The sequence below is a fragment of the Mycolicibacterium sp. XJ662 genome (genome assembly GCF_053484035.1).
This window is the reverse complement of the sequence record NZ_JBEFTL010000001.1, coordinates 1,390,330-1,402,922: the sequence shown is the minus strand read 5'-3', so window position 1 is coordinate 1,402,922 and position 12,593 is coordinate 1,390,330. Positions and strand designations below refer to the sequence as shown.

Annotated in this window: 16 protein-coding genes; 6 read left to right on the top strand and 10 right to left on the bottom strand. The window is 64.8% G+C overall.

The features are described from left to right. The first annotated feature begins 74 nt into the window (after window positions 1-74). A complete protein-coding gene (locus ABQE93_RS06615; RefSeq protein WP_448411898.1) occupies window positions 75-1,544 on the top strand; it encodes an MFS transporter in 1,470 nt (489 codons plus the stop codon). 33 nt (window positions 1,545-1,577) lie between these two features. Here the strand turns inward: ABQE93_RS06615 and ABQE93_RS06610 are convergent, their stop codons facing one another. From ABQE93_RS06610 to ABQE93_RS06600, 3 genes are read right to left on the bottom strand one after another with little or no spacing between them, the layout of a single operon-like run. Continuing rightward, window positions 1,578-2,180, bottom strand: coding sequence for a GNAT family N-acetyltransferase (locus ABQE93_RS06610; protein WP_448411900.1), 603 nt, complete (start codon window positions 2,178-2,180; stop codon window positions 1,578-1,580). Window positions 2,181-2,193: 13 nt separating this feature from the next. Further along, complete coding sequence (lpdA, locus tag ABQE93_RS06605; protein WP_448411904.1) at window positions 2,194-3,612, bottom strand: dihydrolipoyl dehydrogenase; 1,419 nt, start codon at window positions 3,610-3,612, stop codon at window positions 2,194-2,196. Continuing rightward, window positions 3,612-4,145 carry a YkgB family protein gene (locus ABQE93_RS06600; protein WP_448438052.1) on the bottom strand — a complete coding sequence of 178 codons (534 nt, stop codon included), beginning with the start codon at window positions 4,143-4,145 and terminating at the stop codon, window positions 3,612-3,614. The genes lpdA and ABQE93_RS06600 overlap by 1 nt, the downstream gene beginning before the upstream one ends. A 454-nt stretch (window positions 4,146-4,599) precedes the next feature. Here ABQE93_RS06600 and ABQE93_RS06595 point away from each other — a divergent pair, with 454 nt between their 5' ends. Then, window positions 4,600-5,520, top strand: coding sequence for an NADP-dependent oxidoreductase (locus tag ABQE93_RS06595; protein WP_448406464.1), 921 nt, complete (start codon window positions 4,600-4,602; stop codon window positions 5,518-5,520). Between the two features lie 77 nt (window positions 5,521-5,597). After that, window positions 5,598-6,041 (top strand): cupin domain-containing protein, encoded by a 444-nt coding sequence (locus tag ABQE93_RS06590; protein WP_448406463.1) that lies wholly within the window; start codon window positions 5,598-5,600, stop codon window positions 6,039-6,041. A 68-nt stretch (window positions 6,042-6,109) separates the two neighbouring features. Here ABQE93_RS06590 and ABQE93_RS06585 read toward each other — a convergent pair whose 3' ends face one another. After that, window positions 6,110-6,463 carry a hypothetical protein gene (locus ABQE93_RS06585; RefSeq protein WP_448412297.1) on the bottom strand — a complete coding sequence of 118 codons (354 nt, stop codon included), beginning with the start codon at window positions 6,461-6,463 and terminating at the stop codon, window positions 6,110-6,112. Between ABQE93_RS06585 and ABQE93_RS06580 the strand changes: the two genes are divergently transcribed. Continuing rightward, the gene (locus tag ABQE93_RS06580; protein WP_448406461.1) at window positions 6,462-7,475 is read left to right on the top strand and encodes an iron-containing redox enzyme family protein; all 1,014 of its coding nucleotides are present in this window, start codon (window positions 6,462-6,464) and stop codon (window positions 7,473-7,475) included. The genes ABQE93_RS06585 and ABQE93_RS06580 overlap by 2 nt on opposite strands. Here the strand turns inward: ABQE93_RS06580 and ABQE93_RS06575 are convergent. Both ABQE93_RS06575 and ABQE93_RS06570 read right to left on the bottom strand, forming a co-directional pair. Beyond that, window positions 7,455-7,685, bottom strand: coding sequence for a CDGSH iron-sulfur domain-containing protein (locus tag ABQE93_RS06575; RefSeq protein ID WP_448406460.1), 231 nt, complete (start codon window positions 7,683-7,685; stop codon window positions 7,455-7,457). The genes ABQE93_RS06580 and ABQE93_RS06575 overlap by 21 nt on opposite strands. Then, entirely contained in the window at window positions 7,682-8,371 is a 690-nt protein-coding gene (locus tag ABQE93_RS06570; protein WP_448406459.1) for a HemK2/MTQ2 family protein methyltransferase, read from the bottom strand. Before ABQE93_RS06570 ends, ABQE93_RS06575 begins: the two co-directional genes overlap by 4 nt. Window positions 8,372-8,487: 116 nt before the next feature. Between ABQE93_RS06570 and ABQE93_RS06565 the strand changes: the two genes are divergently transcribed. Further along, window positions 8,488-9,159, top strand: coding sequence for a phosphodiesterase (locus ABQE93_RS06565; protein WP_448406458.1), 672 nt, complete (start codon window positions 8,488-8,490; stop codon window positions 9,157-9,159). A gap of 3 nt (window positions 9,160-9,162) precedes the next feature. Here the strand turns inward: ABQE93_RS06565 and ABQE93_RS06560 are convergent, their stop codons facing one another. After that, window positions 9,163-9,315: a hypothetical protein gene (locus tag ABQE93_RS06560; RefSeq protein ID WP_448391892.1), complete on the bottom strand. Its 153-nt coding sequence runs from the start codon at window positions 9,313-9,315 to the stop codon at window positions 9,163-9,165. A gap of 105 nt (window positions 9,316-9,420) precedes the next feature. Here ABQE93_RS06560 and ABQE93_RS06555 point away from each other — a divergent pair, with 105 nt between their 5' ends. Further along, the gene (locus ABQE93_RS06555; protein WP_448406456.1) at window positions 9,421-10,005 is read left to right on the top strand and encodes a hemerythrin domain-containing protein; all 585 of its coding nucleotides are present in this window, start codon (window positions 9,421-9,423) and stop codon (window positions 10,003-10,005) included. Between the two features lie 51 nt (window positions 10,006-10,056). On the opposite strand, the gene ABQE93_RS06550 is transcribed toward ABQE93_RS06555, so the two are convergent. The 3 genes from ABQE93_RS06550 to ABQE93_RS06540 form a co-directional block, all read right to left on the bottom strand. Next, on the bottom strand, window positions 10,057-10,947 hold the full coding sequence (locus ABQE93_RS06550) for a manganese catalase family protein (protein WP_448406455.1): 891 nt from the start codon (window positions 10,945-10,947) through the stop codon (window positions 10,057-10,059). Window positions 10,948-11,017: 70 nt separating this feature from the next. Continuing rightward, a complete protein-coding gene (locus tag ABQE93_RS06545) occupies window positions 11,018-12,004 on the bottom strand; it encodes an LLM class F420-dependent oxidoreductase (protein ID WP_448406454.1) in 987 nt (328 codons plus the stop codon). Between the two features lie 37 nt (window positions 12,005-12,041). Then, window positions 12,042-12,515, bottom strand: a complete 474-nt coding sequence (locus ABQE93_RS06540) for a GatB/YqeY domain-containing protein (protein WP_448406453.1) — start codon at window positions 12,513-12,515, stop codon at window positions 12,042-12,044. Window positions 12,516-12,593: the final 78 nt, after the last annotated feature.

The following is a 12,593-nucleotide window of genomic DNA, read 5'->3' as shown; positions in this document are numbered from 1 at the left end:
CTCTCGATGCGTTGGTGCATAAAGGTTCTCGGCGATGGCGCCCAAACATTGGCGCTCGCCGAACCGCGGCCGCGATGAGGTTTCGCGACGCGGCACCGACCAGCCGCGCAATGGTGGTCGCGGTGATGGTATCGATGGTCGCGTTCCTCGATGCCACCGTGATTAATCTGGCCTTGCCGGCAACCGAAAACGACCTCGGCGGCGGCATAGCTTTGCAGCAATGGATTGTCGACGGTTACCTGTTGGCCATGGCGGCCGCTATTCTGCCCGGCGGGTCCATCTCGGATCGGTTCGGACGCGTCCGGGTGATGCGCTTCGGGCTGTTGACGTTCGGGGTGGGGTCGGTTCTGGCCGCGGTCGCCACCTCACCGACGACGCTGATCACCGCGCGACTCATCCAAGGCTTGGGTGCGGCGTTTCTGGTGCCCGGTTCGCTGGCGTTGATCAACACGATCTTCGACAAAGCACATCAGTCGGCGGCAATCGGCGTCTGGACCGGGTGGACCGGAACTGCCTTCGCGTTGGGCCCCTTGCTGGGCGGTTTGTGCGTCGATTTTCTCGGGTGGCGTTGGATCTTCATATTGTCCGCGATACCGATCGCGATCGGCTACGCGCTGACCTTTTGGCTCTGCCCGATTCCGGGACGGGTCGACGGAGCGCACGTCGATGCCGCCGGGATGGTTCTATCGACCGTAGCGCTGGCGGCAACCGTTTATGCGTTGATCGAATCGCAACGCAAGGGGTGGACCGACCCCGGAGTTTCCGTGCCATTGGTGATCGGGATTGCCGCACTAGTTCTGTTCGTGAAGGGGGAACAACGTAGCCGCTACCCGATGCTTCCGTTGCCGCTATTCACCTCTCGCAATTTCGCTGCCGCCAACGTTGTCACCGCGTTCGTTTACGGCGCGTTGACACTGGGCTCGCTCGTCGTCGCCCTCTACGTCCAAGAAGTCGCCGGCTACTCGGCAACCGCGGCCGGACTTGCCACCATGCCGATTCCGTTGATGTCGTTCATATTCGCCCGTCATGTCGGCCGCATCGCCGCGCGGGTGGGTCCACGCTCATTTCTGATCTGTGGCCCCGCATTGGCGGCGGTCGGAGTGTTGCTGATCCGCCCGAAACCCAATGGATTCCATGCGGTCACCGACATCGTCCCTGGGATGACCGTCCTGGCCACAGGGCTGGTCGCGACCATCACACCGCTGGTGTCGGTGACGTTGGCCTCCGTGCCGATCGAAAACAGCGGTTTGGCGTCGGCGATCAACAATGCCGTTTCGCGGCTGGCAGCGCTGATGTCGATCGGGATGCTGGGTCTGATCAGTGTCGGCACGGTGAGCGCCAACGGACTCGCCCGCGCGTTAGAGGTGAGCGCCGCCCTGTTCGCGTTGGGCGCGTTGAGCGCCGCCTGGTTGATCACGAATGCCCGGGCGGGGTGTCAGCCTGTGCCCTGCGACATCGCGGCGTTATGCCGTGACCGACCCGGTGCGCAACCCGCCCTTGGCGGCGGGCCTTCGGCCCCGCGGGAACCACCGTCTGCGCAGTGATCGTCCTCGCGCGGAAGGGATACCGGCCGGTAGTCAACGCTTTGCGACCTCGGTGCAGCCCGGCTCGGGAAGGTCCAGATCGGCCTTACTCAGACGATAGACCTGTAGCGATAACCCGTAGTACTTCGTGGTCTCGCCGACCCATTCCATGCCGACGCGCCGTGCCGTGGCGGTCCCGCGGTGATTGCCCCGACGCATGACCGCGAACACCTCACTGAGCCCCCCGTACTCAAAGGCCTGATGCGCAATAGCGTGGCCGGCCTCCGCACCGTACCCATGCCCCCACATCGCGGGGGCAAGCTGCCATCCGATCTCGAGGTCGCTTTGGATTGGCGGCAGTGGCAGCAAGGCCACTCCCCCGATCACCTGCCCGCTTCGCTTGTCGGTGATCGCCCACCGTCCCGATGGCAAACCGGCCACGTCACTCTCGGCCATCCAAACGCTCAAGATGTGTCTCATATCGTTGCGGTCGATGACGTTGGGCAGTGCCGGACACAGCCAACGAGCCACCTCCGACGCACCGTAGATCGCACACGCGGCGACATCATCATCAAGGCGCCAGGGCCGCAACACCAGTCGGGAAGTTTGTATCCGCCGCGAGTCGGGGTCCACGTCGACATGGCGATGCTCAACCACGCTGATCCTTTCGCTACAGATTGATGGCTGCCCCGGTCAAGGCGTGAAAACATTCCTGTAGTCCTTCGCCGAGCGTGGGATGGGTGTGTACATTTCGAGCCAGCTCGGTGGCGGTGAGGTCCCACAGCTGCGCGAGCGTCAACTCGGGGAGCAGCTCACTGACTTCGCTGCCAACCAGATGCCCTCCCAGAAGCTCGCCATGTCCGTCGCCGGCAACTATCTTGATGAACCCGCCGCGCTCACCGAGTCCGTGGGCTTTGGCGCTGGCCTGCATGGGAAAAGTGGCGACCCGGACGCGGTGTCCGGCCGCGCGGGCCTGCTCTTCGGTATAGCCGAAACTGGCGACTTGTGGCTGACAGAACGTCACGCGCGGCATCATCGGATAGTCCAACGGCATAGTGTCGGCGCCCACCATGGTTTCCGCGGCGACCACGCCCTGCGCGGAAGCGACATGGGCGAGTTGAACTTTAGCGGTGACGTCGCCGACGGCATAGATATGTGGAGCGGACGTGCGCATGTAGGCGTCGATTTCGATAGCGCCAGTGACGTTGACCCGCACACCAGCGACCTCAAGACCGAGTTCTTCGACGTTGGGACAGAATCCAACGCAGATGAAAGCCCGTGCAGCCTGGGCGGTGACGTGGGTTCCGTCAGCGCCGGTATGGCTCACTGTGACGTACTCGCCGTGGTCGATGACAGCTTCTACGCGGGTGGATGTGCGAATCGTTATCCCGCGACGCCGATATTGCCGCAGGAGTTCTCGTGAGACAGCAGCATCCTCGGTGGGCAGCACCCGGTCGGTGAATTCCAGGATCTCGACCCGTACACCGTAGCTGTGCAGGATGTAAGCGAATTCCATACCGATGCTGCCAGCCCCGATGATCACAATCGACTCGGGCAGTTCGGAGCTGAGAATCTGCTGTTCGTAGGTGACGATGTTGTCGCTGAGAACAACTTCGGGCAGCATGCGCACGCGTGAGCCGGTCGCGATGACGGCATGGTCGTAGCTCAACAGGTGCTGGCCTCCGTTTCGGAGGTTTACTTGAACGCTGTGCGGGCTGATGAAGGTGCCGTGGCCGTCGATCTCGCAGATGTTGTTTTTGCGCATCAGAAAGTGCACTCCGCGGACACGGGCATCGGCAACTTCGCGGCTGCGTGACACGGCGCGGGCGTAATCGAAGCTCACCTCGCCGTTGATGCCGAATGCTTCGGACTGGTGGGTGATGACCGAGGCAATTTCAGCATTACGCAGCAGCGCTTTTGAAGGAACGCAGCCTGTGTTCAGACACACTCCACCCCAGTAGCGTTCCTCGACTACCCCAACGGTCATGCCGAGTTGGGCGGCGCGGATAGCCGATACGTATCCCCCGGAGCCTCCACCGAGGACGACTAGGTCGTAATGGTCTCCGGCTGACGGTGTCGCACCCGGCATCATAAGCGCGGTGTGTTGGGGTGTTGGGTGGTGAGGGTTCTTGGTTTGCGGGTGGCTTCGATTGCGTCGGCGAGCAGCCACAGCGACAGGCCCAGCAGGGCGATGTCTTTCATCAAGAACTGGCCGTTGGCCGAGAGCACCGGAAAGCCACCGGCTGATGCTTCACCGATGCCGGGGGTGGTGATCATGGTGCTCAACGTGGTCACGAAGAACAGCGAGGCGATCAGGCCGCCGAGCACCGCGGCCTTGGGAAACCACGGTTTGAGGGCCAGCAACGCCGCGGTGATCAACTCGATCGGACCCAGCAGCCGACCGAACGCGCTGATCGAGATGATGTCGTAGATCCAGCTCATCAACGGGCTGTTGGCCACCAGGGGCGAGATTCCGTGTGATTCGTAGTAGGTGAATTTCATGGCGCCGAACCACGCGATGACGATCACCAACCCGTAGCGCGCGATCAGCGCCGCGACCGTGGTGGTGCGCACGCTTTTGAGTCCATCGGTCAACACCGCGACGCCCAGGTTGGCTGACATGTGGTCTCCGTTCATCTCCGGTCGGTCAATACGGCCTTCGTCAGCGACCACTCTGTGCACCCGCGGGGTGAGTTGTCGCCACCCCAGCACCCATCTCACCCGGGTGAATGTCCGACGAATGCGTCCGTGAACTTGCCCGGCAGCGCGGCCTTGCAGCAGGCCACGAGCTGGTGCGAATAGTCCACCTGTAGCTGGCTTTTCGCTGCGTTTGGGTTGGTGGTCGGGGCGGCCTCAGTGCTCACCCGGGTGAATTGATTCGTCGGGTGATGACACCTCACCCCGCGTCGATAAAAGCTCTCTCAACAGATGACGAGCGGAAAAGCAGTGCAGCCGACGATGTACTTGATTTGCACTCGAGGCGGTGCGACCGAACGTCTTGAGTCTGCATCGGAAGGGACGCACCTCGAGACCGGTAGGACGGAAAGCACGACACCGCTATTAGGAAGGACATGTAATGCAAGCCATCGCTGTTTCAGATCGTGACGCTGGAGTCGCAGGTCTCTCGTTTACCGATTTGCCCTACCCGCAGGCGGGCGAGAACGATGTGGTTGTGCGGGTGCACGCCGCGGGTTTCACCCCCGGTGAGCTTGACTGGCCGCACACCTGGATCGACCGCGCCGGACGCGACCGCACACCCAGCGTTCCCGGCCACGAGCTGTCGGGCGTCGTGGTTGAGTTGGGGTACGGCACCACCGGTCTGAGCATTGGACAGCGGGTGTTCGGTCTCGCTGACTGGGCCCGCGACGGGTCGCTAGCTGAGTACACCGCGATCGAGGCCCGCAATCTCGCACCGCTGCCGATCGACGTCGACCACATTGCGGCCGCCGCGTTACCGGTCTCCGGATTGACCGCCTGGCAGGCCCTGTTCGACCACGGACACCTCACCACTGGACAGACGGTCCTGATCCACGGCGTCGCGGGTGCGGTCGGCTCGACCGCGGCACAGCTCGCTCGTGAGGTCGGTGCCGGTGTCATTGGAACGGGCCGCAGCGCAGATCGAGACCGCGCAGCCGCGCTCGGCGTCCAAACCTTCGTGGACCTGGAGACAGAAAGACTCGAAGATGTGGGCGAAGTCGACGTCGTGTTCGACGTGATCGGCGGGGAGGTGCTAGCCCGTTCGGCGGCACTGGTGCGGGCTGGCGGCACACTCGTCACCGTCGCCGAGCCGCCAGAGACGCGGCCGTGCGACGGACGGGCAGTGTTCTTCGTCGTAGAAGCCAATCGCGCCCAGCTCGCCGGCCTCGCCGCACGGGTTCGCGACGGACGCCTCACGCCGCCGGTGGGCGCCGTGTTACCTCTAGCCGAGGCAGCCGCCGCTTTCGCCCCCGATAAGCGCGTCGTCGGCAAGACGATCCTGCGCGTAACCGAGGACTGAAGGAAACCCGCGGACCGTCCCGTGGCTTCTGCCACGTGCCGGCCCCTCACTACATCCGTAAGAAAGGCGGCCAACCAGTGGCGCTGAAAACGCTATTTGCCGTAATGGTCGCTGTTGCGCTGCTCGCGCCTGCGGCCCATGCGGAGCCGACACCGGAGAACCCGAACCACAGCGTGGTCGTCCGCGAAGTTTTCAACCAACCAACCAACGTTCCGGGGAAGTCACTTCAAGCGGTGACCGTCAGCTACCCGCCGGGAGCCCGGAGCGCAGCCCATCACCACGCGAAGTCGGCATTCATCATGGCCTACGTCATCTCCGGAGCGATCCGCAGCGAAGTCGAAGGCGAGTCCGCGCGCGTCTATCCCGCCGGTGCGACGTGGAAGGAGACCCCTGGCGCGCACCACACGATCAGCGAGAACGCCAGCGCCACCGAACCCGCCGAATTACTCGCGGTCTTTCTGCTTGACACCGGAGACGGCCCACTCACCGCCGACGACACCACGACCAGCCAGCCGAAATAGCTGTTACCGATCGGATAATCATCAGCGACACTACCTACGGTGCTCCCCCGCCGCCCCGACTGCGTCAGCTACGCGGGCACACCCATATGCGGTGTCGTCTTCGCCCCGAGCTTGGTCAACACGACGATGGAGCTGGCCTCCACCACGCCGATGAGCAGCAGCGGCCACAGCGCGCCGCCGAGAACGCTGACACGGAGTGTGTGTGGCGCCGCCGTCCTGCGCTCGCCAAGCCGCTTGCCCGCGACGTACAGGCCCAGCGTGACAATGACCCAGCCGCAGAGATAGCTCGCCAGAAGCACATCCAGCTCGAACATTTCCGATCCCCTCGCCACGGCCAGTATGAGACGAACTACCCCCTTATCGACGTCGGTAAACGGTGTTTGACCGGCATCGATGCGGGGAATTAATGAGGTCGTGACCATGTCTTCGGTTCTCGTTGAACCTGCGCTGCCCCGGGCCGTCGGGCCGCTGTCCGCCACCGTCATCGAGCTGCTGCGCCGGGATCGGCCCGCGCTCCACGTCCACCGGATCGACGTGCCGGTTGCCGAGGCCGACCCGTACGGCCTCGACCTGCAGCTGGCGCTGTACGTCTGCTACGAACTGCACTACCGCGGATTCGCCGGGGTCAGCCCCCGGTGGGAGTGGAATCCCTCGCTGCTGCATCTGCGTGGCCGACTGGAAGAAACCTTCCTCAGCGCGGTACGCCAGGACGTCGGCGAGATCACGGCCGACGACACCGCCGCCGCCGAGATGGACAAGCTCTCGGTCGAGCCGGTCGACGGCGAAGGCCCGTCCTACTACCTGCGCGACAAGGGCACCTGGGAGCAGATGCAGGAGTACTTCGTGCATCGCTCGGTCTACCACCTCAAGGAGGGCGACCCGCACGCGTGGGCGATTCCGCGGCTGATCGGACATTCCAAGGCGGCGTTCGTCGCGGTTGAGTTCGACGAATTCGGCGGCGGCCGTGGCGATCAGGTCCACCAACACCTGTACACCGAGTTGATGGAGGCCGCGCGGCTCGATTCGTCGTATCTGGCCTACCTCGACGCGGTGCCAGCCGACGCGCTGGCGTCGGTCAACCTGATGTCGCTGTTCGGACTGCACCGGGAGCTACGCGGGGCGACGATCGGGCACTTCGCGTCCACCGAGATCACGTCCTCACCCGGGTCTCGGCGCCTGGTTCAGGCCCTCGAGCGGATGGGGGCGCCCGATGCGTGTGTGGCCTTCTACCACGAGCACGTCGTGGCCGACGCCGTTCACGAACAGGTCGTGCGCACCGACGTGGTCGGGGATCTCATCGCACGCGAGCCGCAACTGGAACGCGATGTGGTGTTCGGAATTCGGGCTCGCGATGTCGTGGAGGACCGGCTGGCCGACCACATGATGGCGTGCTGGACCGGCAACCGCTCGTCGCTACGCCGACCGCTTGTCTGAGGACTTGTCGGTCGGCTCGGCGCGGCGCCGGCAGCGATGGCTGGTGTCGCACAACGGATAATCCTTGCTGCGCTTGCACGCGCAGATCGCGACCATGAACCGGTCGGACTCCACCACTCGGCCGTCGGGCATCTCGATGCGCACCGGGCCCTGGACCATCACGGGCCCTGACGGAACGATCCGCACCGTGCGCGGCTGGCTGTCGCTCATGGCTTGTCGGCCCGGATGACGATGAGTTCTTCTTCACGGCGGCCCGGCTCGAGGCGCCCCGTCTGCTCCAACCAATCGGCTCGCGATGTCAGCACCGGTCCGAACGGAATCCATTGGTAAGCAACGATTTCAGCGTCCATTCCGGCGGCCGCCAACGCGCCCAGCGTCTGACGCGGGCTTGCGAATTCGGACTGCACCACCAGAAAAGATCCGCCGTCGGCCAGAAGGTCAGGTACCGCCGCGCACAGCGGATCCAGAACGAGGCGTCCGTCGAACCCCGCATCCCAGGCGCGGGGCGGGCCGATGTGCGACGGCAGCGCGTCGTCGAGGCTCGGATCGTGCGGCACGTACGGGGGATTGCAGATCACCAGGTCATACGGCCCGAATTCGACTGCACGCGCCCACGAACCCAGGTGCACAGCCACTTCGGCGCCTGCGGCCGCGGCATTCGTGCGCGCGCAGTGCACCGCACGTGCGCAGATGTCGAAGGCGGTGACCTCCTTCGCGTTCTGTTCGCTTGCCGCGATGGCCGCGACCCCGGAGCCCGTGCACAGGTCGGCTACCCGATGACCTTCTGCCAGGCCGGTTTTCTCCATGACATCGATGAGCAGTTGGGAGTCCTCTTGCGGGGCATAGACACCCTCGGCGATGATCGGGCTACCCAGGTCGGTGTACGCGGTAGTCACATCGGCCTTTCGACAAAGTTCACTGCGCCGTCGCAGCACTAGCCCAGAATTAATGCCCTATCTCGGCGCGGTTGAAACCCGGTTTTGCCACAACGCCGCGCGGGCACCCCAACTCTGTGCGCACATCTGACATCGCCGCGTTACCGGTCCGACTCGGGGCGGCGATCCGCGGCCGCCGGTTATTCCACCCCAACGGCGTGATGGCCGAGGGCCTGTTCGAGCGGATCGCCCCGGACGGTGAAGGTCTGCCGATGACCTCGTGCGACGTGATCGCCCGGGTGTCGAAGGGTGTCGGATTGCCCGGTGCGCTGCCTGATGTGGCGGGGCTGGCGTGGCGGATGCCGCCGCCGCAGGATCTGCACGGCTGCACGCCCTGGGATGTGTTGTTGGCCTCCACGGTGGCCAACAGCCGGATCGTGCTCTCGCCCGTCGCGACGTGGGCGGGTGCGTCGTTCTCCAGCCTGATGCCGCTGCAGTATCGCGATACCGCATGGTGGGTGCGCGGGCGCCTGGTGACCGATCTGGAAGGACGCGGGTTGTCGCTGGACGCGATCCGTGACCAAATCAGTTCAGACGGGCTGATTTTCGATATCGACCAAGCCCCCGGTACGGGCGGGTTCAGGCCGCTGGCGCGGCTGACGCTTCGCCACAGAGACCCCAGCACCGACGACATCGCGTTCGACCCCACATTGCACAGCGACCCCGATGTCACGCTGCTGCCCAGATGGCTCGGGGAGTTTCGCCGGGCGGCGTATCGGCGCAGCCGGCAGGGCCGAGACGCGCAGTGACGCTCAGGCCGTAGGTTCCCCACCGGATTCCGCGACGTCGGGCGCGTTCTCGCGGGTAGCCATACCGCCTTCGTTACCTTCGTCTTTCGGACCTGGCCGACCACCCTTGGGCTCGTCGGCGTCTTCGTCGTCGTAGATCCCTTTTCCGCGCGGCATGAAAGTCCTTTCGTCACCGGACGAACTACCCGCAGCGGCGCTGTTTCAACCCCCTGACCGCGGGTATGCGCAGCGGACCGTGACCCGAAAGTAAGAGGCAAAAATATGGACGCACTGACGTTTCTGCGTGAAGACCACAAGAGCGTGCTGGGGATGTTCGAGGTGCTCGACGGGGCGCCGACCGGGGAGGGCGCTCAGCGCAGCGGGCTGGAAACCATGGTCACCAACCTGGTGATCGCCGAGTCCCAACACGAGGCGATCGAGCAGCAGTTCTTCTGGCCGGCGGTTCGCGACGCGCTCGAGGACGGCGACGAGCTGGCCGACGAGGCGATCAGCCAGGAGCAGGCCGGCAAGGAGCTGCTGCAGCGTCTGGAGAACGGTAAGCCCGGTGAGGCGGACTATCACGAGGCACTGCAGGAGTTCGTCAAGATCGGGCGCGAGCACATCCGCTACGAGCAGGAGGTGGTGTGGCCGAAGTTCGAAGCCGCGGTGAGCCCGAAAGACCGCGAAAAGCTGGGCGACAAACTGGAAGCAGCGAAGAAGGTGGCGCCGACGCGCCCGCACCCCGACACACCGGCCAACCCGCTGGTGCAGAAGACGATGGGGATGGGGGCGGCGATGGTCGACCACATCCGCGACGCCGCCACCGGCCGGGAAGCCGAGAACCCACCCGATCCGCAGATGAAGTAGCTACGAGAAAAGGCCGGTGCCTATTGGGCACCGGCCTTTTCCGACGGTGGACTAGGTCGCCGTGTGTTGCTCGTGGGTGAACGGCTTTTCGCCCTGCACGGCGGGTTGTCCTTCGGGGCACCGCTGAGCACCCTTGTTCTCCCGCTTCTTGGTGCCCAGCCACTGCTCCTGGGGCTTCTCGACGTAGTCCCACTTCATGCCCTCGGGCCACGGGCCCTGGCCCTCGTTCCACGGCCCACGGACCGATCCGGCCCCGTCGGACATGTTGAACGCCACGTTCTGGAACCGGTCGTCGCCGGGCAGCTGCCCGGGCGGGAAGTTCACCGGCAGCTCGTTGAGGGCGGCGGTGAACTGCTGGAAGTGCGCGACCTCCCTGGTCATCAGGAACGTCAGCGTGTCCTGCACGCCGGGATCGTCGGTGAACTGCTTGAGGTACTCGTAGACGATCTTCGCGCGCGATTCGGCGGCCAGGTTGCTGCGCAGGTCGACGGTCGGATCGCCGTTGGCGTTGACGAACGTGCCCTGCCAGGGGACGCCGGCGGAGTCCTTAACGTCGGGGCCGCCACCGCTGAGCGTGAAGAACAGCGGGTTGACCGCGACGCTGTGGATGATCTCGTCGCGACCGTCGCGGCTGGCCACCGCGGGCATCCAGTCACAGCGTTCGTTGGCCATCTTGAGGTCGTCGTTGAGCCCGTCGAGCAGCATCGTGATCATCGAGCCGACCATTTCCAGGTGGCTGAACTCCTCGGTGGCGATATCCATGAAGAGGTCGTACATCTTGGGGTTCTTTTGGCGCAGCACGAACGCCTGCGTGAAGTACTGCATCGCGGCCTTGAGTTCGCCGTTGGCGCCGCCGAACTGCTCCTGGAGCAGCGTTGCAAATCGAGGGTCTGGCCTCTCGACCCGAACCTCGAATTGCAGATCTTTGTTGTGAACGAACATGTATCGCCTCCCGGCTTTTGGACTGTTCAGGTCGGGCCGGGGTACCCCCGTCAGATACCGCCAAACAGGTTTACGCCGAGGCGTTTCGCAACTTTTCCAGCAGCGGGCCGGCGGCCTCCTTGAGAAACATGTCCTGGCTTTCGTCGCCGATCTGCACCAGGGCGATATCGGTGAACCCGGCGTCCCAATACTTGCTCACCGCGTCGACGATCGCGTCCAGATCCGGTCCGCACGGGATCGACGCGGCGACGTCCTCTGGCCGCACATACTGCGTCGCGCCGTCGAAACCGGCCGTCGTCGGTAGATCGGAGTTGACTGCCCAGCCCCCGCCGAACCACCGGAACTGGTCGTGGGCGCGCGCGACGGCGGCGTCACGGTCGGGATCCCAGCAGATCGGGATCTGCCCGACGACTCGCACGGCACCGGGCAGGCCGGTGGCGCGTCGGGCATCGTGCCAGGCGGTGACGAGATCCTTGTTCGGCTCGACCGCGATCAGGTGGTCCGCCAGCGGTGCGAACGTCTCCACCGACCGCTCGCCGGAGACGGCGGCGGCGATGGCCACCGGTGTGTCGGGGATGTCCCACAGCCGCGCCGAGTCGACCTCGAAGTACTCGCCCTTCCAGTCGACCATTTCGCCGGTGAGCAGCTCACGGATGATCTGAATGGCTTCGCGCAGCATCTCCTGCCGCCTGGCGATCGTGGGCCACCGCTTGCCGACGACGTGCTCGTTGAGGTTCTCACCGGTGCCGAGCCCGAGGGTGAACCGCCCGTCGGCCAGGATCTGCAGCGTGGCGGCCTTCTGGGCGACGATCGCGGGGTGGTAACGCATCGTCGGGCAGGTGACATAGGTGAACAACTCCACCCGCTCGGTGGCGTGCGCGACGGCGCCCAGCACCGACCATGCATAGGACGCGTGGCCCTGCGACGACAGCCACGGGAAGTAGTGATCCGAGCTCACTTCGAAGTCGAAACCCGCGCGCTCTGCCGAAACGGCGTAGTTGACAAGCTCTTTGGGGCCGCTTTGTTCTGTAAACAGGGTGTATCCGAACCGCGTCATGGCATCGGGGTACCCCGGTCGATGGCCGGAAAACCGGCTACAGCCGGGCCTTGACCGCCTCGGAGAGCCGCGCGCCGTCGGCCTTACCTGCGGCGATGGCCGTGGCGGCCTTCATGACCTCGCCCATCTGCTTCATGGTGGGCCGCTCCCCGATCGCCTCGGCGACGTGCGCGATCGCGGTGTCGGCGACGTCGGCCAGTTCGGCCTCCGTCAGCGGCGTCGGCAGGTACTCGTCGATGACCTGGGCCTCGGCGTGTTCGTTGGCGGCCAACTCACCGCGGTTGTTCTGCGTGTAGATCTCGGCGGCTTCGCCGCGCTTCCTGGATTCCCTGGCGAGCACCTTGAGCACCTCGTCGTCGGTCAACTCCCGCGACTCCTTGCCCGCCACCTCCTCGTTTCCGATCGCTGTGAGCAGCATCCGCAGCGTGGCGGTGCGCAGTTTGTCCTGAGATTTCATCACGGCCGTGAGGTCCGAGCGCAACCGATTCTTCAGGACAGGACCTTCGGACATGGTTCAAACGTACCCAAATCGGTGTCCGACGCACCCCCGACCACGTTGTCAATTTGCGTCGCGGCCGACAGGATGGTG

Excerpts from the sequence above, each read along its gene's own strand:
- ABQE93_RS06540 (WP_448406453.1), bottom strand. The coding sequence starts at position 12,515 with ATGTCCGAAGGTCCTGTCCTGAAGAATCGGTTGCGCTCGGACCTCACG.
- ABQE93_RS06575 (WP_448406460.1), bottom strand. The coding sequence starts at position 7,685 with ATGAGCGACAGCCAGCCGCGCACGGTGCGGATCGTTCCGTCAGGGCCC.
- lpdA (WP_448411904.1), bottom strand. The coding sequence starts at position 3,612 with ATGCCGGGTGCGACACCGTCAGCCGGAGACCATTACGACCTAGTCGTC.
- ABQE93_RS06555 (WP_448406456.1), top strand. The coding sequence starts at position 9,421 with ATGGACGCACTGACGTTTCTGCGTGAAGACCACAAGAGCGTGCTGGGG.
- ABQE93_RS06600 (WP_448438052.1), bottom strand. The coding sequence starts at position 4,145 with ATGTCAGCCAACCTGGGCGTCGCGGTGTTGACCGATGGACTCAAAAGC.
- ABQE93_RS06595 (WP_448406464.1), top strand. The coding sequence starts at position 4,600 with ATGCAAGCCATCGCTGTTTCAGATCGTGACGCTGGAGTCGCAGGTCTC.
- ABQE93_RS06550 (WP_448406455.1), bottom strand. The coding sequence starts at position 10,947 with ATGTTCGTTCACAACAAAGATCTGCAATTCGAGGTTCGGGTCGAGAGG.
- ABQE93_RS06580 (WP_448406461.1), top strand. The coding sequence starts at position 6,462 with ATGTCTTCGGTTCTCGTTGAACCTGCGCTGCCCCGGGCCGTCGGGCCG.
- ABQE93_RS06545 (WP_448406454.1), bottom strand. The coding sequence starts at position 12,004 with ATGACGCGGTTCGGATACACCCTGTTTACAGAACAAAGCGGCCCCAAA.
- ABQE93_RS06560 (WP_448391892.1), bottom strand. The coding sequence starts at position 9,315 with ATGCCGCGCGGAAAAGGGATCTACGACGACGAAGACGCCGACGAGCCC.
- ABQE93_RS06615 (WP_448411898.1), top strand. The coding sequence starts at position 75 with ATGAGGTTTCGCGACGCGGCACCGACCAGCCGCGCAATGGTGGTCGCG.
- ABQE93_RS06585 (WP_448412297.1), bottom strand. The coding sequence starts at position 6,463 with ATGGTCACGACCTCATTAATTCCCCGCATCGATGCCGGTCAAACACCG.